An 18,446-nucleotide genomic window follows, 5' to 3' on the forward strand; every position below is an offset into this window, starting at 1 on the left:
CCAACAATAGGAGTTTAAGTCCATGCAACACCAAACTATCCATCCCTCGGTCGATTCCGGCGTCGTTGCCGGAACCGCCGGCTTCAAGGGCGGAACGCTGAAGTGCCTGTGCTCTGACAAGCCGGTTGAGATCTCCGTCGCAAGCAATGTGGCCCACAACCACGCCTGTGGTTGCACCAAGTGCTGGAAGCCGGAAGGCGCCATCTTCTCCGTGGTCGGTGTCGTTCCCCGCGATACCGTTTCGATCACGGCGAACGCCGACAAGCTGGCGATTGTCGATCCGGCTGCGACCATCCAGCGCCACGCGTGCAAGGACTGCGGTGTCCACATGTTTGGCCGCATCGAGAACAAGTCCCATGCCTTCTACGGCCTGGACTTCATTCACGTTGAACTGTCCGAACAGAAGGGCTGGGAAGAACCGCGCTTCGCCGCATTCGTGTCTTCGATCATCGAAGGCGGCGGCGCAAGGCCGGAACAGATGGACGGCGTCCGTAGCCGCCTGAAGGCTCTGTCCCTGGAGCCGTACGACGTATTGAACCCGCCGCTCATGGATGCGCTGTCCGCGCATGCTGCACGACTCAGCGGCGTTCTCTCATAAGTAGTGTAAATGCCGCCCCTTGCATGCAAGGGGCGGTACTTCCTGACAGTACGCCACCGGCGTATACATTTTCGCTCAGAGCCTGGAGTCTTCGACCATGTCCTTGCTTCCCCCCAACGCAATGCACGAGCGGACTCTGCAGGGCGTACAGAGCACCGGCAACGCACGGGCAATTACGAAGGCCGCGACTCTCACTGCGGTCATGATGTCCGTCGAAATTGCTGGAGGATGGGCCTTCAACTCGATGGCTCTTCTCGCAGATGGCTGGCACATGAGCTCTCACGTGCTGGTACTCCTGTTCGCACTTTCTATCGCTTGGTACGCTGAGCGGAATCAGAGCCGCCCAGAGCGCGCGGCTCGGGTGCTAGCGGTTGAGCTCATCGCGGCGAGCGTAAGCGCGATGATCATGCTTTGGATTGCCGCTTCGATGGCCTATGAATCGACGGAGCGTCTCCATGCGCCAGAGGCTGTTCAGTACTCAGAAGCGCTTGCCATCGCCGTTGCGGGTTTGATTACAAATATATTCTCAGCGCGGTGGCTACATTCTGCCTACCATCGCGAAGGTGCTGCGGTTGATCACTGCCACGTTCCGCATGAGCGCCATGCTGACGAGAAGGGGCCCGGTGCGCGCAGGAGTCCCAATCTTCGTGCGGCCTATCTTCACGTCGCTACGGACACCGCTGTAACGGCACTCGCAATTACTGCACTTGTCGTGGGGATGATCTGGGACGTGACATGGCTGGACTCAGTCACAGGCCTCATCGGCGCGTCGGTTGTCGCAGTCTGGGCCATTAGATTGCTTCGTAGCTCCATTTCGGCGTGGACAGGTCGGCGTAAGTAGCTAGTGCGGTGGTGCCTCCGTACTCAGCACGGAGGCTAGCCCTGCGATTGGGAGCCTTCCACAAAACTCGCTGCGACCGGAGTCATTCCTGGACGCATCTGGCGAGCCCGCCGAGCGCATATGCCCCACCTCACATGATGCGGAGTTGCTGGCGGGGTGGCCATTCTCTCAGTCAGAGATCAACAAACTGACTGTGATTCTGAAACGTCCATCTTGAGCGGCTGACGTTGCTTCGCAGCGAGGTGACGTGCCCTTCAGTCTAGGTCAGCACCTGGGGCGCCGGCTGTTGCGGCACTTAGGGAAGGTCTGATCAAAGCGCTCTGATACTTGGATTTCAGCGTCAAGGCGCCAAGTCGACCTCGATATGATCGATTTTGCGCCGTTTCTGACGCTTTTCGACGGGTTTCCCCGTCCAACAGACGGATTTACCCCGTCGGCAGCAACAGACGTCGCCGCGCCATCCACAGATTCGACAGCGCGAACAGCGTCAGCACCTGCGCCGTGTTCTTCGCCAAGCCGCGGTAGCGCACCTTGGTGTAGCCGAACTGGCGCTTCACCACCCGGAACGGGTGCTCCACCTTCGCCCGCAGGCTGGCCTTGAAGTGCTCCCAGCGCTCGGCGTACTTGCGCTCGCGCTTGTTCTTCAGCGCTCGCAACTTCGAGGGCTTCTCCGCGATCCAGAACGCAGCCTCCACGTCTTGCAGCTCCTCGCGCTTGTCCGCGCCGGTGTAGCCGCTGTCGCCGCAGATCGTATCTTCCTTGCCGTGCAGCAGCTTGTGCACCTGCGTCACGTCATTCACGTTCGCCGCTGTGCACTCCACGTGATGCACCAGGCCCGATTCCTCGTCCACGCCAATGTGCGCCTTCATCCCGAAGTGCCACTGGTTGCCCTTCTTCGTCTGGTGCATCTCCGGGTCGCGCTTGCCGTCCCTGTTCTTGGTAGAGCTCGGTGCCGCAATGATCGTGGCATCGACGATCGTGCCGGCCTTCAAGCTCTGGCCCTTGCGCGCCAGGTGCGCGTTCACGCGCTCCAGGAGCTGCGGCGCCAGATCATGCGTCTCCAGCAGCCGGCGGAAGTTGAGGATCGTGGTCTCGTCCGGAATGTTGTCCAGCCCGCTCAGGCGGGCAAAGCGGCGCATCACCGGCATCTCGTACAGCGCCTCTTCCATGCCCGGGTCGCTCAGCGCGTACCACTGCTGCAGAAAGTGGATGCGCAGCATCGTCGCCAGCGCGTACGGTTGCCGGCCACGCTGGCCCATCTTCGGGTAGTGCGGTGCGATCAGCGCCAGCAATACGTTCCACGGCACCACCTGCTCCATCTCCGCCAGGAAGATCTCGCGTCGCGTCTTCTTCCGCTTGCCCGTGTGTTCCGCGTCCCCGAAGCTCAGCTGCATCGTCGTCATCCGTCGAACCTTGCGCTATTGTCGCCGAGGAATTGTTCAGAGCATCCTTAGGGAGGGCCTGGACGATCTCTTGCTCAGGCGAACGTCTGGGCGAGCCCAAGAGCGCTAGATACTGCTGCAGGGATTCGCCGCCTTTGAAAGCAATTGGCGTGCGGCCGGCTGATGGCCTGGTGTATGGCTCAAACCCCTTCCTCCGGGTCTACTGCGACAGCGCATTAGATCTTCAATTGAACCTCACATTGAGTCAAATGGCAGCAAGCCCATGAAAAGACTGGCGCTTAGTCGGTTGTCTGTGATGGCGGCACTCGTGTTCCTGGCCGCTGCCCGAGCCCCGGTGGCCCAGGCGGCCGAACAATGTGGTCCGGACGCGATGCGCGACCACCCGCCGCAGATCAGCTTCCGCGTCGACAACGACCTGTTCGGTGGCCGCCACCAAGACCAGGGCTATACCAACGGCGCGCAGCTGACCCTGGTCTCGCCGAACCTGGTCGACTACACCGCCGACCCGTGCCTGCCGCGCATGGCGCGCTGGGTGAACCAGTACCTGGAAGGCCTGCACCCCGGCAGGTTCGAGCAGCAGAACATGATCTTCAGCATCGGCCAGGCCATCTTCACCCCCACCGACCCGACCCGCCGCGACCTGATCGAGGATGACCGGCCGTATGCCGGCGTGCTGCTGGCCAGCTTCGGCTTCAACGCACGCAGCGGCGACCGCCTGCAGACCACCCAGCTGGCCGTGGGTGTGGTCGGGCCCTGGGCCCAGGGCAGGCAGGTGCAGAACGCCGTGCACGACGCGCTGGGGGACGAGAAGTTCAAGGGTTGGGACAACCAGCTGCGCAACGAGCCGGTGTTCATGCTGACCCACGAGCGCATGCGCCGCTGGCCGGGCGATGCCAGCGTCAATGCCGGCGGCTGGGGCTGGGATGCGATCAGTCATTATGGCGGTGCGATCGGCAACCTGGAAACCAAGGCCAACGCCGGTGGCGAAGTGCGCTTCGGCTGGAAGCTGCCCGACGACTTCGGCAGCACGCCGCTGCGCCCGGCCGGTGAGAACACCGCACCGACCCGCGGTGGCCGCCCCAGTGGCTGGTCGTGGCACCTGTTCGTGACCACCGACGCGGCGTGGATGATCCGCGACATCACCCTGGACGGCAACACGTTCCGCAGCAGCCACAGCGTGGACAAGCGCCACGTGGTGGCCCAGGGCGGCTACGGCATCGCCGTGATGCGCGGGCGCTGGAAATTCGCGATGGCGCGTTACCACAGCACCCGCGAATTCGATGGCCAGCGCCAGTCGCCGGTGTTCGGAAGCTTCACTATTAGCCGCTCACTATAGTAGATGGCGACGATCGCGGGTGTTCGACCATGCAATGTCATTGAGTGCAGTACCTCGCAGAGCGACTACAGAAGTAACGCGGGAGTGCATGATGGAGAGTACTGAATGATGCTAATCACCAAGCTCGTCGTAGTCATCGTCGCGCTTGCCGCTGGGATCAAGGCGATTGAATGCTGTGTCGTGTGGGCAGCGCGACGAAGGTTGGAGAAACTTCAGAAGCTAAAGGCGCCGGCCCCATCGAGATCTCCTTTACCCGATGCCCTGGTGGTCTACTACTCTCGCTCTGGGCACACCGCCTTAGCCTCTAGTTATCTGGCGAACGAGTTACACGCCGATTTGCGTGCTGTCGAAGCATTTGACTACTCATTAGGCTTGGCCGGGTGGGTGAATGCTATGGCTGATGGGGGGCTTGATGACGCGTGGATAAATCCCGCGTGGATGGATCTAGCTCCCTATGACGCTATCTATTTGGGAACACCCATCTGGCGTGGTTGCCCAGCGCCGCCGGCTTGGGAGTTTGTTAGGAGCAACATGTTCCCTGGGAAAAAGGTCGTACTAGTCACTACATCCAGAGGATCATGGAAGCAGTCAGCTATTGAGCTCCTTGGGCGAGAGATAGTTCGACGAGGTGCGCGATCATTCGAGCATCGGCCTTTGGCGCGCAAGCGTGCCTGGTTCAGAAGATCGGACCCAGATGATCTCAGAATTACGGATCTCATGTGACCGACCAACCATGAATGCCCACGGCCAGTGCTGCGTTTAGTCGGCACCCCTCGCTTTGGTTAGCGCTATGCCAATCGCCGCGTCAACCCTTGCTGCACGCTCGTCAACTGCCCAGGGCCGTCCCGAGAGTTTCGTGAGGTGGTTTCATTCGCGATTGTCGAGCCGTCCGTTAGACAACGAGCCTCTCGGTTTCCGAGTACAAGTCTTGGCAGTCGCGGTACTCATGATATTAGTCAATCAGAGTGGCGAACTCGGTCCTCGACCTGTGCCTGCATCGCCTGCAGTTCCTCGGTCGTGGGCAGCCGGAAGGGCTTACTGATTGCGTCGATGTCGCTGAGTTCAGGGGCGTGAGCTAACGCGCGTCGAATGTCGAAACTGGCCGATTTGCCCTGTTCAACCCGCTGAATGGCGCGCACATTCAGTCCTGCTATCTCAGCCAGTTGCTCCTGTGACCAGCGGCGCTGCTCACGGAGCTGGCGGATGCAGACGCCAACTTCTGTGGCTGTCAGCAAGCGAGGAGGGGACGTAGTGGTCATGGGGCTGTTTCTCCGATGGGGTAGGGTCCTAGCCTAGGAAGGCATTAGACCAGACAACACGACAGCTACCCGCCGGGCGCACCACATAAGTCAATTCCCTAAGGAACATAGGACACAAGCTTGCTCCACCGTAGCTGACTTGGAAATGCATCCATGATGTTCGACATCAACGGGTACTGAGTAGGCTGCATGATCGCGGCAGCGACAGGTGGTTGCTTCGCCATGGCGACGTGACCGTGCTCCCTCAGAACGGACGCCATGAAGCAACTTAAGGCAACGACCATGAGCCCGGAAGTATGGGTGTTGGGGGATTGGCACCCGACAGACCAGCCGGTGGATTGTAGAGGCCTTGGGTAGGCCGCGGTGGATTGACTGGCTCGCTCTCGGGGGAGTGCGGATCGGCAGCCTTTTCCGTCTTAAGGGTGCCCATGAAGCTCTCTGCAACTGCATTGGGCCAGCATTTGCGAAGCGGCTCATGCTTTGGACCAATCCGCAGGACTGCAGAAGCTGGAGAAGCTCATTGCCCCAATCCTGCCCGCCGCGATCCGAAAAGGGAATCAATGCAGGCAGTTGCGAACGTAGGGCCCAGGCGTTGGCAAAGCTACGAGTACCAGTTCCCGGTCATTTGCTCGGAGACAGCGCAGCCCCGCAACTGCAGGGCCCGGACATTGATGACCACGGCCAGATTGCAGCCGTCGGCAAGTTCAGTGCTGAGCTTCGTTGTGTTGGTGGCCGTCGTTGTGGACATATTGGGCACCCCGGTACGGAGAAGGGCGTAGCTAAGCCGGGGTAGTTGGAAGCGTCCTCGCGCACTTGCTGGTGCGCCGCGGTTCGATCCGGGGCGAAGGAGCGGAGAGCGCGAGAAGGGTGAGGTGAATCCGGATGCTAGTGCGAACGATTTGCATTTGGTATTATTTAACGCGAAATTAACGCCGCCGCAGCTGCCGCCTAGGGCGCACTTCCTACCGTAGGCCCTCCAATGTCCAAGATCACCCTTACCTCCCGAGTGCCCATGCGCACCCTGTTGTCCACTTCCGTTGCCCTGATGCTGGCGTTGCCGCTGGTTGGGCACGCTGAAGATTCGTCACCACACACACCCGATGGCAGCGCCACCACGCTTGATGCGGTGCGGGTCAACGCGTATCGCACAACCACCCACACCTCTGGCGCTACCAAGACCGACACGCCGGTCGCGGAGATGGCCAAATCGGTCTCGGTCATTGCCCGCGAGGAGCTCGACGCGCGTGGTGTGCAGAACCTCAACGAGGCAATGCGCTATGTGGCCGGCGTTGTCCTGGAAAGCGGCGGCATCGACAACCGCGTCGACGACTTCCGCATCCGTGGCTTCGATGCCGGCAGCTGGAGCAACAACGTCACCATCGACGGCATGCGGGCGCCGCAGGGTGGCCAGTGGAACCGGACCATGGTGGACAGCTGGAACCTGGACCGAGTCGAGGTGCTGAAGGGACCGTCGGCCGTCATGTATGGCCAGGTGGCTCCGGGTGGCATGGTCAACCAGGTCAGCAAGACGCCGACACCTGACCAGCAGCAGGTGCTGCAGTTGGGTCTGGACGGGAACGGTCAGTACAGCAGCGCGTTCGACCTAGGCGCGGCATCCGACGACAAGCGTCACCTCGGGCGCCTGGTAGGCCTGTATCGCGACGGTGACACCCAGATCAAGCACACCCAGCAGGAGCACTGGTTCCTGGCCCCCAGCTACACCTTCCAGATGGCCGAGCGCACGCGACTGACGGTGCTGGGCCTTTACCAGCGCGACGACGGTGGCTCGACCTACCAGTTCCTGCCGATGGACGGAACGCTCAAGGCCACCCCCTATGGGCGCATGAAGAACACGACCTTCATTGGCGAACCGAACTGGAACACCTACGACCGCACGATCTGGACGGCCGGCTGGCTGTTCGAGCATGCCTTCAACGAGAACTGGACCCTGAGCCAGGGCGCTCGCCGCACGAACGTGGAATCGACCTTCCGCACCGTGGTGACCAATGGTGGGCTGAACCCGGATGGCCGCACCCAGAAGCGGCGCGCCACGTGGGGCGAGGGGGACTCTCAAGGCGACACCATCGACACTCGCGTTACCGGCAAGTTCCAGACCGGCTCGGCTGAACACACTTTGCTGGTGGGCGTGGACTGGCAGAAGGCCGATTGGGATGCGGCGCGTGGCGCGATGCGTGATCCGGCGCCAATCGACATCTTCAATCCGGTCTACACCGGCTATGTTCCGGTGACCAACAGCATCAGCTACTCGGGAGGCGTCAACCGCCAGACCGGTGCCTACCTGCAGGATCAGATCGCACTGGAGAAGTGGCGCTTCACCGTGGGCGGCCGTTACGACTGGACCAAGGACGACACCTGGACGCAGTCGTACACCGTGGCCACCGATCGCTACGGCGCACGCGCGCCGAGCCGTATCAAGAACGAGGCCTTCAGCGGCAACGCGGGCATCCTGTTCGTGGCTGACAACGGACTGACGCCATATCTGAGCTATGCGGAGTCGTTCCAGCCGGCAGGCAGCACGGCTACCCAATCGTTCGACCGGACCCCGTTCGACCCGATCACCGGCAAGCAGTGGGAAATGGGCGTGAAATATCAGCCGTCTGGATTCGATGGCCTGATCACGCTTTCAGCCTACGATCTGCGCCAGCAGAACATCCTGACCAACGACCCCGATCCCAACCACAACACCTGCGGCACGACTGGGTCCAGCCAGTGCCAGGTGCAGGACGGCGAAGGCCGCGTACGTGGCGTAGAGCTGGAAGGCCGCATCACCCCCCTCGATGGCTTCAGCGTGATCGGCGCCGCATCATGGATGGACTCGGAAGTCACCAAGAGCAACAACGGCTACCGGGGCAAGCAGTTGGCGATGGTCCCCGACTGGACCGCCGCGCTGTGGGGCGACTACACCTTCCAGGGTGGGGCGCTCGCAGGCCTGAGCCTTGCCGCAGGCGTCCGCTACAACGGCGAAAGCTATGGCGACAGCGCCAACGTCTACCTGATTCCGTCCTACACGATGTGGGATGCAGCTATCCGTTATGACGTCGGTGCGATCGGAAGTGTGGGCACGCAGTTCGCACTGAACGTCAGCAACCTGACCGACAAGCGATTCGTGACCACGTGCAGCGGTGTCTCCTCATGCTTCTTCGGCACGGGACGCACCGTCACGGCCACCGCCCGGTTCACCTGGTAACCCTTCTGCCCCGTGACCGGCCAGCCAGGTCACGGGGCCTCCAAATGAGACTTCCAGAATGTCGGTCGTGATGGCAGTGCTGGCTTCAGCCGCGGGTGTGGTTGGGGCATGGCTGTTCTATCTGGCGTCGCCGAAACAGCAGTGGCGGCACGCTGGCCCCTGGCCTGTCCGTGGGAAATGGATTCCCGGCAGCACCTTGTCGCTGGTCTCGCTGGCCATGTTCCTGTCCTTGATGGGAAGCGGTGCGGCCTTCTTCACCTGGCTGACGATTCTGATGCTGGTCTGGTCGGCCGCGCCCTTCCTGGGCGTCTGGCGCGCTCGACAGCGTGGAGGTGCCCATGGCCAGCCCTGACAAGCTGCAGAGCCGGCACTGGCTCGGAAAGACCTGCGCCGGCGTACTGCTGGGTTTCGGGCTCTCCCTGGCCTTGTCCGGCCTCTTCGCCTGGTTCGGGCCCGGCGGCATTGATGGCGGCGGCGGCAAAGCCCAGTTCAACATGTGGCTGGTTGCGCTGCTGTGGGCCCCCATCCTGTCATTCGTTTTCCTTTTCCGTAGCAGCGCACGCGCCTGGCTGTGGCTGGGTGCTGCCAACGCTGTGGCCTTTGGCGCGCTCTGGCTGGCGCGAAGCCATCTGGGCTGAGACCTCGCATGAATATCCGCAACGACATCATCAAGGTCTACAAGGACGTGCACATCTGGGTCGGCATCCTTGCTGGCCTGATGCTGTTCGTTGCCTTCTATGCCGGCTCGATCACCATGTTCGAGAAGCCGCTGGAAAGATGGGCAACACCACCGTCTGCGCTGTCTGCGCCGGTCCCGATGGAACGAGCACCTGACCTGTTGGCCGCGGTGCTCAAGGCGCACCCCGAGGCGGCAAAGAACTACAGCGTGATGGTGCAGACCTCGCCGGAGGCACCTGCCCGGGTGATCTGGCGAGTCCGTGGCGACAAGCCGCGGCAGTTCACCGAATTTGGCGCAAGCTTCGACGCGGAAGGGCGGCTTCAGGTGGAGCAGCTACGCAAGGCACCCGTGGCGCAGCTTGTTGATACCTTGCACCAGTTCGTCGGCCTGCCGTTCCCGGATGCGGTTTCGCGCCCCATCATGGGCATCATTGCGCTGATGTATGCCGTGGCATTGATCTCCGGCGTCATCGTGCTGCTGCCAACGCTGGTGAAAGACTTCTTCGCCGTAAGGGTAGGCAAGAACATCAAGCGCATGTGGCTGGATGTGCACAACGCGCTGGGCATTGTCAGCCTGCCGTTCCACCTGATCATGGCCGTGACCTGCGTGGTATTCGCTTTCCACGATCAGATCTACGACATCCAGGACAAGGTGATCTATCCAAACGGCATCCAATGGGGCGAAGAGCACGACGCCGGGCCCGCTCCGGGCGCTCAGCCTCTGCCTGCTCCGGCACTGCTGGAAAAGGTAAAGGCACAGCTGCCTGGTTTTGAGGTCTACAGCCTGGGCTTCCAGCAGAAGGCCGGTGTGGTCGAGGGGCGTGTCACCGGTCTGGATATCCGCTACGGGACCCGTGCCCGCACCTACATGAGCACCCATCTCGATCCATACACTGGCGCGGTGGACACACATGACCTGCCAGGACACATGGGTGGCTGGGATACGGCGGTCAATGCCTTCTTCATGCTTCACTTCGGCAGCTTTGGCGGCAACCCAGTGCGCTGGATGTACCTGCTCCTTGGGCTTGGCGGTGCGATCGTGTTCTACACCGGCAACCTGCTGTGGATCGAGTCACGACGCAAGAAGCAGCGCGATGCCAACCTGCCGGAGCAGAAGCGATCCACTCGGGTGCTGGGATCGCTGACCATCGGTGTGTCCCTGGGCTGTGTCATCGGCATCTCGGCAACACTGGCAGCTACCAAGTGGCTTCCTGGGCTGGTTGCCAATGTCCCGGCATGGCACGAAGGCATCTACTATGCGGCCTTCCTACTGGCAGTGGCCTGGGCATTCGTGCGTGGGGCCGCGCGCTCCGCCTATGAGCTGCTGTACGTTGGCGCCGTAGTGACGGCACTGATCCCGGTCGGCAGCCTTGCGGCTTTAGCCGGCGTCCCCGGCACCTGGAACCATTCAAGTGCGGGGGTGGCCGTGGACGCGACCGCGTTTGTCGCTGCTGCCATCCTCTGGCAACTGGCGAGGAAATCCAGGAAGCGCGCAAAGGTCGGCCACAAGGACAGCGTTTGGGCCACCGAAGGGAATTCTGCCTAGGGTAGGGCGCGATCAGGTAGCCGAGGATTAGATCGACCTTCGGAACTATCTCCGAGGAGGGCAGGGCCGTTCTGCGGCCGCGTCAATCTGCTCAGTAACGAACTTAAGGCCTTGGCGTAGACCATCGACGTAGTCATTGGCCGCTTCTCCACGCTCTTCGGCGTGGTTCTCCAGGGCCATCGGAATCAATTGCGCCCACGCGGCACGCAAGGCCGAGGGATTAGAAACATTGTCGACAACCGCCCGTATGGCGCATTCCAATGCCCTGGTTCGGCCATCGGACTTTGCTATACGGCGCTCGCACTCCCTTACGCGTAGCTCCAGCACCAGGAACGCGTCTTCCCCTCGCTTGAACATGGCTCCACTCCCCGTGGCGGGGCCGACAGGCCCCTATCACGATTGTCGCGCCAGGCGATGGGAAATGTGAACTACATCTCGTTCAGTTTCGGGGGTGACGGATATCTGATGGACATCCAATCAGGCGGGCGTTGCTAATTGCTTGTCGCTTTCCGCAGGCGTGGCAGGACAACACGGTTCCTCCTCTGACATGCTCCATCTCTTGCTCGTTCCACACGCCGGCTGCCCCGCAGGCAGTGCAGGTGGCTTCAATCTGCAGGGCACGGGCCAGGCCGCCCTCTGCGCCAAGCCTATAGGTGAGATCGGTGATCTTGAATATGCCGGTGTGACTCATCGGAGCATCAAAGTGGGTCTATTGCGGAAAGATACGGCTAGGGAGATATCGGGAACGTGGGTGTGATGTTGAGGCGCGGTAGCGACGCCGCCTACTCGCTGCCCTGTGAGCTGAATTCCTCAAGCCTGGCGCGACTGACCGACTGGTGGTTCCCGCAGCCAGGGCAGTCGAGAGCTGCAGCACCATTGAGGTCAACCAGTCCATGCCCGGGGGTCGCTCTGAACTGCCGTGAGCATTTCAAGCAGGAGCAATCAATGCGGGTTACCTGAAGCAAGGTGCCATCTGCACGGGTCACTCCTTCGACGCTTGTTACATAGAACTGTCCGATGTCGCGCATGAAGATGAACGAAGTCCTGAACGTGGGGCGCCCATAATGCGGCTTGCTCGGGCGTTAGGTTCGTTGATGGGAGCAGCAGATTCTGAAGAGTTAAGAATGCGCATCCCGGCCCCTACTTGTGCCGAGTGGTAGAGTGTGAATAGGTGCCGATGTGGCCCTCTTTCAAGGCAAAGACCATGCCCATTCGGGCCGTTGTATACGCAAGCGAAGCAGTTGAAGGTCTTTCGATTGATCAGCTAGAAGCGCTCGTAGCCGATGCTGCGAGGTTCAACAAAGTTGCAGGCGTGACGGGAGTTCTGCTGTACGACGGAGCTAGATTCGTGCAGTACTTTGAAGGCCCGGAAGATGGGGTTGCCAGCGTCTATGAGCGCGTGCTGCAATCTACGAGCCACACGGGCGTCGTAGAACTGGCGAGAGGCCGCGTATCTACGAGGCAGTTCCCCTATTGGTCAATGCATCGGCTTCCCGCCGATCAGCTGCTCGTGGGCAAGCTGGCAAGGGCCGATTGGTCGCGCTTCAAGAAGAGTGAGCCTGAGGAAATTGCTGGATCGGTGTGGGGAATTGATGTGCTGGCCGCAGCTGTAGCCCCCTACGTGCAAGCCGCATAGGTTCGACTCAGATCCGATCACGACGATGCCCTTTCGGGGCGTCAACAGCGATGGGTGTGAACACCATCAACCGTTCGGTTGCACTGAGTGGGGAAGGCTCGTGCATGTAACAGTGGTCTTTCGTCTTGCTGCGCCATTCCTCGGCGCGGGTACATAGTGGAACAGGTGCCATTCACGGGTCAGTGAATGGCTCGTCGCCATTGTGTGATTTGGCGAGAAGAGCGGCGGCTTCAGCCGGGACGGGCATGCCGTAGAGCCATCCTTGGCCTACTGCAGAAGGCGCGATCTGCTGCAGCAATGCATCCTGCTCTGCAGTCTCCACTCCTTCCACGATCACCTCCAGGCCGAGCTGGCGAGCGATCTGGTACATGCCCGGCAACACCGGACGCAAGGGTGATTCCTCGGTTATGGCCGATACGAACATGCGGTCAATCTTGATGCCGATGAAGGGGGATTGGGCAAAGTGTGAGAAGTTGGAGCTGCCAGTGCCGAAGTCATCAATGAGGAATCGGAATCCCAATGCTGCCAACGCTGCCATGTGCGCGGTTACGCCAGGGCAGACCAGTTCCTCACGTTCGGTGATCTCGATTCTGACCTGATCCGGTAGAACACTGGCCTGCTGCGTGACGCTTACGACGAAACGAACGGTGTCCTCCGAAGCCATGTCAACGGGCTCAGCGTTTATGCTTAGGTATGGTGCATTCGCGCCTGCGAGGGCCGGTGCCATCTCTCTCAGCGCCTTCGACAACACGTACCGGAAAAGATCTGAACTCAGACCAAGTTGACGGGCCATCGGTACGAAGATACCTGGAGATATTTCACCTTCGCCAAGTGGGCTCCAGCGGCTTAGCACTTCGAACCCGACAAGGCGCCTATCCACAACGGTGTATAGAGGCTGATACACCAACTCTATCTCGTTTCGGCGCATGGCAAGGCTGAAACGCTGCTGGAGCGTCTGCCTTGCAGTCCTGTTTCGGCGTATCAGGAGGTACGAGAAGGTACCGCCAAGCGCGGCACCTATGCCGATGATGGTGTAGAGAAGAGAGGGGACAAGGTCCCAGATGCCCCGCCGGGGCCGTGATACGAATGCACAGACGTTTGCCTTGTTGCTGCATCGGCTCAGCCGTATGCCGGATGATGCGGCTTCACTGGCGTCCGTTGCAGGCTCCACACTCCGGAACACATAGGAGCGATCACGCGTTTCGACAGTGAATGTGCTGGTTCTCGCGGGGTCCAAACCATCGAAGGACGAGGGCGATGACACCGTGAATGTCCGGCCCTGGGCGATCAGGTTGGTGCCTCCGTAAGGCGAGCCAACGAGATCGGACGTATTCCATAGCTTGGTCTCGCCCGATGAATAGTGCGGCGCAGGAAGCTTGAACGGAACGATCCTTCCCCAGAGCGCACTGCACAGCAGGTGGCCCTCCTGGATGCGTCCCACGTCGCTCATATAGCTCGAGTTGAATGCGATTTCCTTGAGTGCTCGAACGTCTTCGTCGGAGCACGCAATGACAGCAGACTTCAACGCTGCATCTGAAGCGACTCGCCGGGCTCGAGAGACAGTCTCTGCTCGAGCTACCACCGCTTCAGCGATGGTCTCTGTGGACTCACTATCCTCAACATACAAGACGGCTTGAGCAACTATCAGCATCGCCAGCATGGACAGCGCTGCAGAACCCAGAATCGTCAACAGAAATCGCGCGCGGTTGCCAGAGACGGTCAATCAGCTCCCCCTGAAACGGATTTGTACCTAACTCAGAGTCAGAGTCGCATTGCTTGTCCCGCTTTTATCGGCATTTGGTCACACAACTGGAGTGATCGACTCCGCTTGCTGGATGGTTCAATATGAATGGCTTATCTGCGCGGTATTCGTCTTGACTGGCGGCCATCCACCCTTCGATCAGACCATCCTGCAGCCCCCGACATGCTTTAGTGGAAGTTGGCGGACACTCCGCCCCTAGGGATGCTCTGAACAATTCCTCGGCGACAATAGCGCAAGGTTCGACGGATGACGACGATGCAGCTGAGCTTCGGGGACGCGGAACACACGGGCAAGCGGAAGAAGACGCGACGCGAGATCTTCCTGGCGGAGATGGAGCAGGTGGTGCCGTGGAACGTATTGCTGGCGCTGATCGCACCGCACTACCCGAAGATGGGCCAGCGTGGCCGGCAACCGTACGCGCTGGCGACGATGCTGCGCATCCACTTTCTGCAGCAGTGGTACGCGCTGAGCGACCCGGGCATGGAAGAGGCGCTGTACGAGATGCCGGTGATGCGCCGCTTTGCCCGCCTGAGCGGGCTGGACAACATTCCGGACGAGACCACGATCCTCAACTTCCGCCGGCTGCTGGAGACGCATGATCTGGCGCCGCAGCTCCTGGAGCGCGTGAACGCGCACCTGGCGCGCAAGGGCCAGAGCTTGAAGGCCGGCACGATCGTCGATGCCACGATCATTGCGGCACCGAGCTCTACCAAGAACAGGGACGGCAAGCGCGACCCGGAGATGCACCAGACGAAGAAGGGCAACCAGTGGCACTTCGGGATGAAGGCGCACATTGGCGTGGACGAGGAATCGGGCCTGGTGCATCACGTGGAGTGCACAGCGGCGAACGTGAATGACGTGACGCAGGTGCACAAGCTGCTGCACGGCAAGGAAGATACGATCTGCGGCGACAGCGGCTACACCGGCGCGGACAAGCGCGAGGAGCTGCAAGACGTGGAGGCTGCGTTCTGGATCGCGGAGAAGCCCTCGAAGTTGCGAGCGCTGAAGAACAAGCGCGAGCGCAAGTACGCCGAGCGCTGGGAGCACTTCAAGGCCAGCCTGCGGGCGAAGGTGGAGCACCCGTTCCGGGTGGTGAAGCGCCAGTTCGGCTACACCAAGGTGCGCTACCGCGGCTTGGCGAAGAACACGGCGCAGGTGCTGACGCTGTTCGCGCTGTCGAATCTGTGGATGGCGCGGCGACGTCTGTTGCTGCCGACGGGGTAAATCCGTCTGTTGGACGGGGAAACCCGTCGAAAAGCGTCAGAAACGGCGCAAAATCGATCATATCGAGGTCGACTTGGCGCCTTGACGCTGAAATCCAAGTATCAGAGCGCTTTGATCAGACCTTCCCTAGGGCCACTGCCATAGCTCTGCAGAAAGACGTAGGAGGCTGCTCAGGATTGCATGTCCTGAATGTTGAGTGTGGCGATGATCTGCCCAGCAACCTCCGCATCTGCGCAGAGGAAGAAGACTGCATCCTTCTCAGCTGCTTGAGAAAGGAAATGGTGGACGGTGATCAGTGCCGCTGTGGTGTTTCGGACGAACACCTCGTGGCACTGCGAAAGCCTAACGTGCGCAAGCTGTGCAGCAAGCGCCTGCTTGGTTGCGTGGATCTCGGCTTGTTGATCGCTCTCAATGCGCCCGGGCAGGCCGACTCCGCAACCGGTGTAGACACATTTGTCCTTGAACCTGGTTTTCCACACGAACTGAGGGGAGTTTGGCTCGAAGGGCGGTGCGTTTAGGGGATTGCTCTTGATCATTCAGGGGCGACGGTGTAAAGGCTGATCGCTTCCTGCGAATTGCGCGCAGCGGCCTGATGCCGCTCACGACCGCTCAGTCTTGAGTGGCGTGCGAAGAGTAGTTGTGCCAGCGTGAAAGTTCCGCGACTGTGCGCCACTTCTTCCTCTGCTTCTTGCACGCGCTGAGCACAGGGCTGGGCATACGATCGCTTCTGAATTCGAGGTTGTGCCGCATGCTCAAGTGTTCAGTCGTGTTCGTAAGCTCTGCCGTAGAAGAAGTGGAGGAAAGTCGGCTTGCCCAACTAATGACCGCCGGGGCTAGGTTCAACGAGGCGTGCGGGTCGAGTGCGGTCGTGTGCTTCGATGGAAGCCGCTTCTTCACCTACCTCGAGGGGGCCGCCAGCTCGGTAGCTGCAACTTTGGTCTACGTCGAGTCGCTGGCTATCCATTCGGAACTGGTGCAACTCGCTCGAGGCAACGTCCAGCAGCTTCGCTTTCCGGAACAGCCATTGCTATTCATGCGGGTGACCACCCCTCAGCTTAAGTCCTTGGTCCGTGCCGACTGGACCAATTTCGCTCAGCGCCTCACAGGCCGGTTTGATCCCGTTACGGGTATGGAGCTACTCGCCGACCTGGTTGCGCAACGCCGCGAGCCGGCGGCAGCCTGAATTGATGCGGCGCTCCCGGAGATTGCACCCTGTGCTGTGCCCGGGTGTATAAGCAATCAAGGGCAGCAGGGGACAGATCGATGCGCTTTGAGTTCACGCATACCCACATCTATCCCGGGGCTACCGCCGATCTCTCTGGCAGACTGCCGGAAGCTGAGGGCGAGACCACATGCCTGGTGGAGTTGAGTGATGGCGTAGTCCTCTCGACCAGGTGCTCGGTAAGTGGGGAAGAGGTTCTTCTTTCAATGCCGGAGTACCTCACGGCCCGTGGCGCAAAGATACCCGCCAAGACGTGGGCGCTACGCAGGGACGTTGAGACAGGAGCATGGCGGGCGAAAGCTCGGGTACCCACCTAGGGGATGGGTTGGCCCTTTCATCGCATCACTTTGTGATCGTTACCTTCCGCTCCCACACTGAGATCTATAGATGCACGAGTTTCAAGATTGGACATTCAGCGCCAGAGGCAGAACCGTAACGGCCAGGGTGCAGGTGGATGGCCATGGGGGCGGCACTGTTACGCGGTTTGAGACCAGGCCCGGTCCGTCGCAAAGCGGCCTTTCGATCAAAGCGGGCTCCCAGCAGGAGGCCGCCGCCGAGCTTGAGCGAATCCTTACTGGTCTGCTGGGCGCTGATTGGTAGCCCTGGGCTCGATCGAGGAGATCTGATCGGTCAGCATCCGAAGAGACTGCTGAAGGGCAGCGGTGAAAACAGCGCCGTTGCTGCCCGCGTGAACGTCCGCCGCTTCTACCAGCATCAGGTCCCACATGCGGGCCAGTGATGGCGGATCGTTATGGGTGGCGATGGTGGCGCCAAGCGCGTATTCCATTGCCTTGAGGTACGCCCGATGGGCTTCCAAGTCGACCTCGCACGCGCGCAGTCGCTCAGCAATTTGCTCCAAGGTGAGTGTCATATTGGGCTCGACTTGCGTATGAATAGGATGGATAGTCTTTGTGGGCCACCGGGCGTACACAATGAGCATCCTCAACGTTTTGCTGCGTGCTGACCAGCTCCTCGTTGCTGTTGACACCTTGGCAGAGGATGCCCAGACCGGAGCCCGTTCCTCTGGCGCGAAGTTGCTGCTGGTTCCGCAGCACAACCTTGTGATGGCCGCGCGCGGCTCCACGCAGTTCTTCATTCGCGTCTATGAGCTGGCTCTGCAGGCGAGCTTCCGTGCTGATTTCACGATGGAGCAGCTCTCCGCCGAGTTGGGCCTTGTAGTGGATCAACTGTGGCCGAATTACGTGAGGGCGGCAGCCGAGGCTCGCTTGCCGGTCGAAAAGCTTGGGACCGAGCTGGTGCTGGGTGGCTGGTCGCCGAAGAGAGGCCGGATGGTGGCCACAGCCTATGCGAAGAGCGACAGCTCCAGACCAACGATAGTGCAGCCCCTCGATGGGGGCTTGGCTTCACCTGGGGAACCGCTGGCCGGCAGGCCGGATAGCTTCGCTCCAGCCGACGTTCTTGCTGCTGGCAAGGTCCAGGCTACTTGGCTCAATGAACGCGTAGGGCGACAGGTCGCTGGAGGACGGCTGTTGGCTGGTTTCCTGGAGAAGGGGCAGGCCGTGATCAAGGATCTTGGAGAGATATAGGTCGTTGGCGTCAATCGGGCTAACGCCAAAGCGCGCCCGCACCTTATCTCTCATCTCCATGGGATCACAGTAGGCCCAAGGTCAGTCATGGATAAGGGATGTTTATCGGGGGTAGGGGAGGGCAGCTGCTGACCCGTTGCGGCCATTCGTGGCTCGGTGGCCAATGTCTGCTGCGCAGAGATTGCA

General features: G+C 60.8%; 17 protein-coding genes. 12 read left to right on the forward strand and 5 right to left on the reverse strand.

The annotated features are described in order from the left end of the window. The first annotated feature begins 22 nt into the window (after positions 1–22). A complete protein-coding gene (gfa, locus tag ACSYS9_RS11550; RefSeq protein WP_005413334.1) occupies positions 23–598 on the forward strand; it encodes an S-(hydroxymethyl)glutathione synthase in 576 nt (191 codons plus the stop codon). A 97-nt stretch (positions 599–695) separates the two neighbouring features. After that, positions 696–1,439 (forward strand): cation diffusion facilitator family transporter, encoded by a 744-nt coding sequence (locus tag ACSYS9_RS11555; protein ID WP_099596065.1) that lies wholly within the window; start codon positions 696–698, stop codon positions 1,437–1,439. Between the two features lie 425 nt (positions 1,440–1,864). Here the strand turns inward: ACSYS9_RS11555 and ACSYS9_RS11560 are convergent, their stop codons facing one another. Beyond that, entirely contained in the window at positions 1,865–2,833 is a 969-nt protein-coding gene (locus ACSYS9_RS11560) for an IS5 family transposase (protein ID WP_440569388.1), read from the reverse strand. A gap of 304 nt (positions 2,834–3,137) precedes the next feature. Here ACSYS9_RS11560 and ACSYS9_RS11565 point away from each other — a divergent pair, with 304 nt between their 5' ends. Both ACSYS9_RS11565 and ACSYS9_RS11570 read left to right on the forward strand, forming a co-directional pair. After that, complete coding sequence (locus ACSYS9_RS11565) at positions 3,138–4,178, forward strand: lipid A deacylase LpxR family protein (protein ID WP_180874486.1); 1,041 nt, start codon at positions 3,138–3,140, stop codon at positions 4,176–4,178. A 108-nt stretch (positions 4,179–4,286) separates the two neighbouring features. Next, complete coding sequence (locus ACSYS9_RS11570; RefSeq protein WP_414488682.1) at positions 4,287–4,901, forward strand: flavodoxin family protein; 615 nt, start codon at positions 4,287–4,289, stop codon at positions 4,899–4,901. Positions 4,902–5,134: 233 nt separating this feature from the next. On the opposite strand, the gene ACSYS9_RS11575 is transcribed toward ACSYS9_RS11570, so the two are convergent. Beyond that, the gene (locus ACSYS9_RS11575; RefSeq protein ID WP_197603385.1) at positions 5,135–5,437 is read right to left on the reverse strand and encodes a helix-turn-helix domain-containing protein; all 303 of its coding nucleotides are present in this window, start codon (positions 5,435–5,437) and stop codon (positions 5,135–5,137) included. A gap of 1,012 nt (positions 5,438–6,449) precedes the next feature. Between ACSYS9_RS11575 and ACSYS9_RS11580 the strand changes: the two genes are divergently transcribed. From ACSYS9_RS11580 to ACSYS9_RS11600, 5 genes are all read left to right on the forward strand, one after another. Then, entirely contained in the window at positions 6,450–8,645 is a 2,196-nt protein-coding gene (locus tag ACSYS9_RS11580) for a TonB-dependent siderophore receptor (protein ID WP_180874485.1), read from the forward strand. A 58-nt stretch (positions 8,646–8,703) separates the two neighbouring features. Next, the gene (locus ACSYS9_RS11585; protein WP_099596062.1) at positions 8,704–8,997 is read left to right on the forward strand and encodes a hypothetical protein; all 294 of its coding nucleotides are present in this window, start codon (positions 8,704–8,706) and stop codon (positions 8,995–8,997) included. Then, on the forward strand, positions 8,984–9,283 hold the full coding sequence (locus ACSYS9_RS11590; RefSeq protein WP_099596061.1) for a hypothetical protein: 300 nt from the start codon (positions 8,984–8,986) through the stop codon (positions 9,281–9,283). Before ACSYS9_RS11585 ends, ACSYS9_RS11590 begins: the two co-directional genes overlap by 14 nt. 8 nt (positions 9,284–9,291) lie before the next feature. Beyond that, a complete protein-coding gene (locus ACSYS9_RS11595; RefSeq protein ID WP_099596060.1) occupies positions 9,292–10,869 on the forward strand; it encodes a PepSY-associated TM helix domain-containing protein in 1,578 nt (525 codons plus the stop codon). A gap of 1,204 nt (positions 10,870–12,073) precedes the next feature. After that, positions 12,074–12,505, forward strand: coding sequence for a BLUF domain-containing protein (locus tag ACSYS9_RS11600; protein ID WP_032966734.1), 432 nt, complete (start codon positions 12,074–12,076; stop codon positions 12,503–12,505). Positions 12,506–12,677: 172 nt separating this feature from the next. On the opposite strand, the gene ACSYS9_RS11605 is transcribed toward ACSYS9_RS11600, so the two are convergent. Beyond that, positions 12,678–14,228, reverse strand: a complete 1,551-nt coding sequence (locus tag ACSYS9_RS11605) for an EAL domain-containing protein (RefSeq protein WP_440569336.1) — start codon at positions 14,226–14,228, stop codon at positions 12,678–12,680. Between the two features lie 294 nt (positions 14,229–14,522). Between ACSYS9_RS11605 and ACSYS9_RS11610 the strand changes: the two genes are divergently transcribed. Continuing rightward, positions 14,523–15,491 (forward strand): IS5 family transposase, encoded by a 969-nt coding sequence (locus ACSYS9_RS11610; protein WP_440569388.1) that lies wholly within the window; start codon positions 14,523–14,525, stop codon positions 15,489–15,491. A gap of 170 nt (positions 15,492–15,661) precedes the next feature. Here the strand turns inward: ACSYS9_RS11610 and ACSYS9_RS11615 are convergent, their stop codons facing one another. Beyond that, positions 15,662–16,027 carry a hypothetical protein gene (locus ACSYS9_RS11615; protein ID WP_219634248.1) on the reverse strand — a complete coding sequence of 122 codons (366 nt, stop codon included), beginning with the start codon at positions 16,025–16,027 and terminating at the stop codon, positions 15,662–15,664. 212 nt (positions 16,028–16,239) lie between these two features. Between ACSYS9_RS11615 and ACSYS9_RS11620 the strand changes: the two genes are divergently transcribed. After that, complete coding sequence (locus tag ACSYS9_RS11620) at positions 16,240–16,674, forward strand: BLUF domain-containing protein (RefSeq protein WP_099596101.1); 435 nt, start codon at positions 16,240–16,242, stop codon at positions 16,672–16,674. Positions 16,675–17,284: 610 nt separating this feature from the next. Here ACSYS9_RS11620 and ACSYS9_RS11625 read toward each other — a convergent pair. Further along, the gene (locus ACSYS9_RS11625) at positions 17,285–17,584 is read right to left on the reverse strand and encodes a hypothetical protein (protein WP_099596100.1); all 300 of its coding nucleotides are present in this window, start codon (positions 17,582–17,584) and stop codon (positions 17,285–17,287) included. A gap of 61 nt (positions 17,585–17,645) precedes the next feature. Here ACSYS9_RS11625 and ACSYS9_RS11630 point away from each other — a divergent pair, with 61 nt between their 5' ends. Continuing rightward, positions 17,646–18,260, forward strand: coding sequence for a hypothetical protein (locus tag ACSYS9_RS11630; protein WP_099596057.1), 615 nt, complete (start codon positions 17,646–17,648; stop codon positions 18,258–18,260). Positions 18,261–18,446: the final 186 nt, after the last annotated feature.

Source organism: Stenotrophomonas sp. STK17_22 (assembly GCF_051983905.1).
GTDB lineage: Bacteria > Pseudomonadota > Gammaproteobacteria > Xanthomonadales > Xanthomonadaceae > Stenotrophomonas > Stenotrophomonas maltophilia_A.

Excerpts from the sequence above, each read along its gene's own strand:
- gfa (WP_005413334.1), top strand. The coding sequence starts at position 23 with ATGCAACACCAAACTATCCATCCCTCGGTCGATTCCGGCGTCGTTGCC.
- ACSYS9_RS11555 (WP_099596065.1), top strand. The coding sequence starts at position 696 with ATGTCCTTGCTTCCCCCCAACGCAATGCACGAGCGGACTCTGCAGGGC.
- ACSYS9_RS11560 (WP_440569388.1), bottom strand. The coding sequence starts at position 2,833 with ATGCAGCTGAGCTTCGGGGACGCGGAACACACGGGCAAGCGGAAGAAG.
- ACSYS9_RS11565 (WP_180874486.1), top strand. The coding sequence starts at position 3,138 with ATGGCGGCACTCGTGTTCCTGGCCGCTGCCCGAGCCCCGGTGGCCCAG.
- ACSYS9_RS11570 (WP_414488682.1), top strand. The coding sequence starts at position 4,287 with ATGCTAATCACCAAGCTCGTCGTAGTCATCGTCGCGCTTGCCGCTGGG.
- ACSYS9_RS11575 (WP_197603385.1), bottom strand. The coding sequence starts at position 5,437 with ATGACCACTACGTCCCCTCCTCGCTTGCTGACAGCCACAGAAGTTGGC.
- ACSYS9_RS11580 (WP_180874485.1), top strand. The coding sequence starts at position 6,450 with ATGCGCACCCTGTTGTCCACTTCCGTTGCCCTGATGCTGGCGTTGCCG.
- ACSYS9_RS11585 (WP_099596062.1), top strand. The coding sequence starts at position 8,704 with ATGTCGGTCGTGATGGCAGTGCTGGCTTCAGCCGCGGGTGTGGTTGGG.
- ACSYS9_RS11590 (WP_099596061.1), top strand. The coding sequence starts at position 8,984 with ATGGCCAGCCCTGACAAGCTGCAGAGCCGGCACTGGCTCGGAAAGACC.
- ACSYS9_RS11595 (WP_099596060.1), top strand. The coding sequence starts at position 9,292 with ATGAATATCCGCAACGACATCATCAAGGTCTACAAGGACGTGCACATC.
- ACSYS9_RS11600 (WP_032966734.1), top strand. The coding sequence starts at position 12,074 with ATGCCCATTCGGGCCGTTGTATACGCAAGCGAAGCAGTTGAAGGTCTT.
- ACSYS9_RS11610 (WP_440569388.1), top strand. The coding sequence starts at position 14,523 with ATGCAGCTGAGCTTCGGGGACGCGGAACACACGGGCAAGCGGAAGAAG.
- ACSYS9_RS11615 (WP_219634248.1), bottom strand. The coding sequence starts at position 16,027 with ATGATCAAGAGCAATCCCCTAAACGCACCGCCCTTCGAGCCAAACTCC.
- ACSYS9_RS11620 (WP_099596101.1), top strand. The coding sequence starts at position 16,240 with ATGCTCAAGTGTTCAGTCGTGTTCGTAAGCTCTGCCGTAGAAGAAGTG.
- ACSYS9_RS11625 (WP_099596100.1), bottom strand. The coding sequence starts at position 17,584 with ATGACACTCACCTTGGAGCAAATTGCTGAGCGACTGCGCGCGTGCGAG.
- ACSYS9_RS11630 (WP_099596057.1), top strand. The coding sequence starts at position 17,646 with ATGAGCATCCTCAACGTTTTGCTGCGTGCTGACCAGCTCCTCGTTGCT.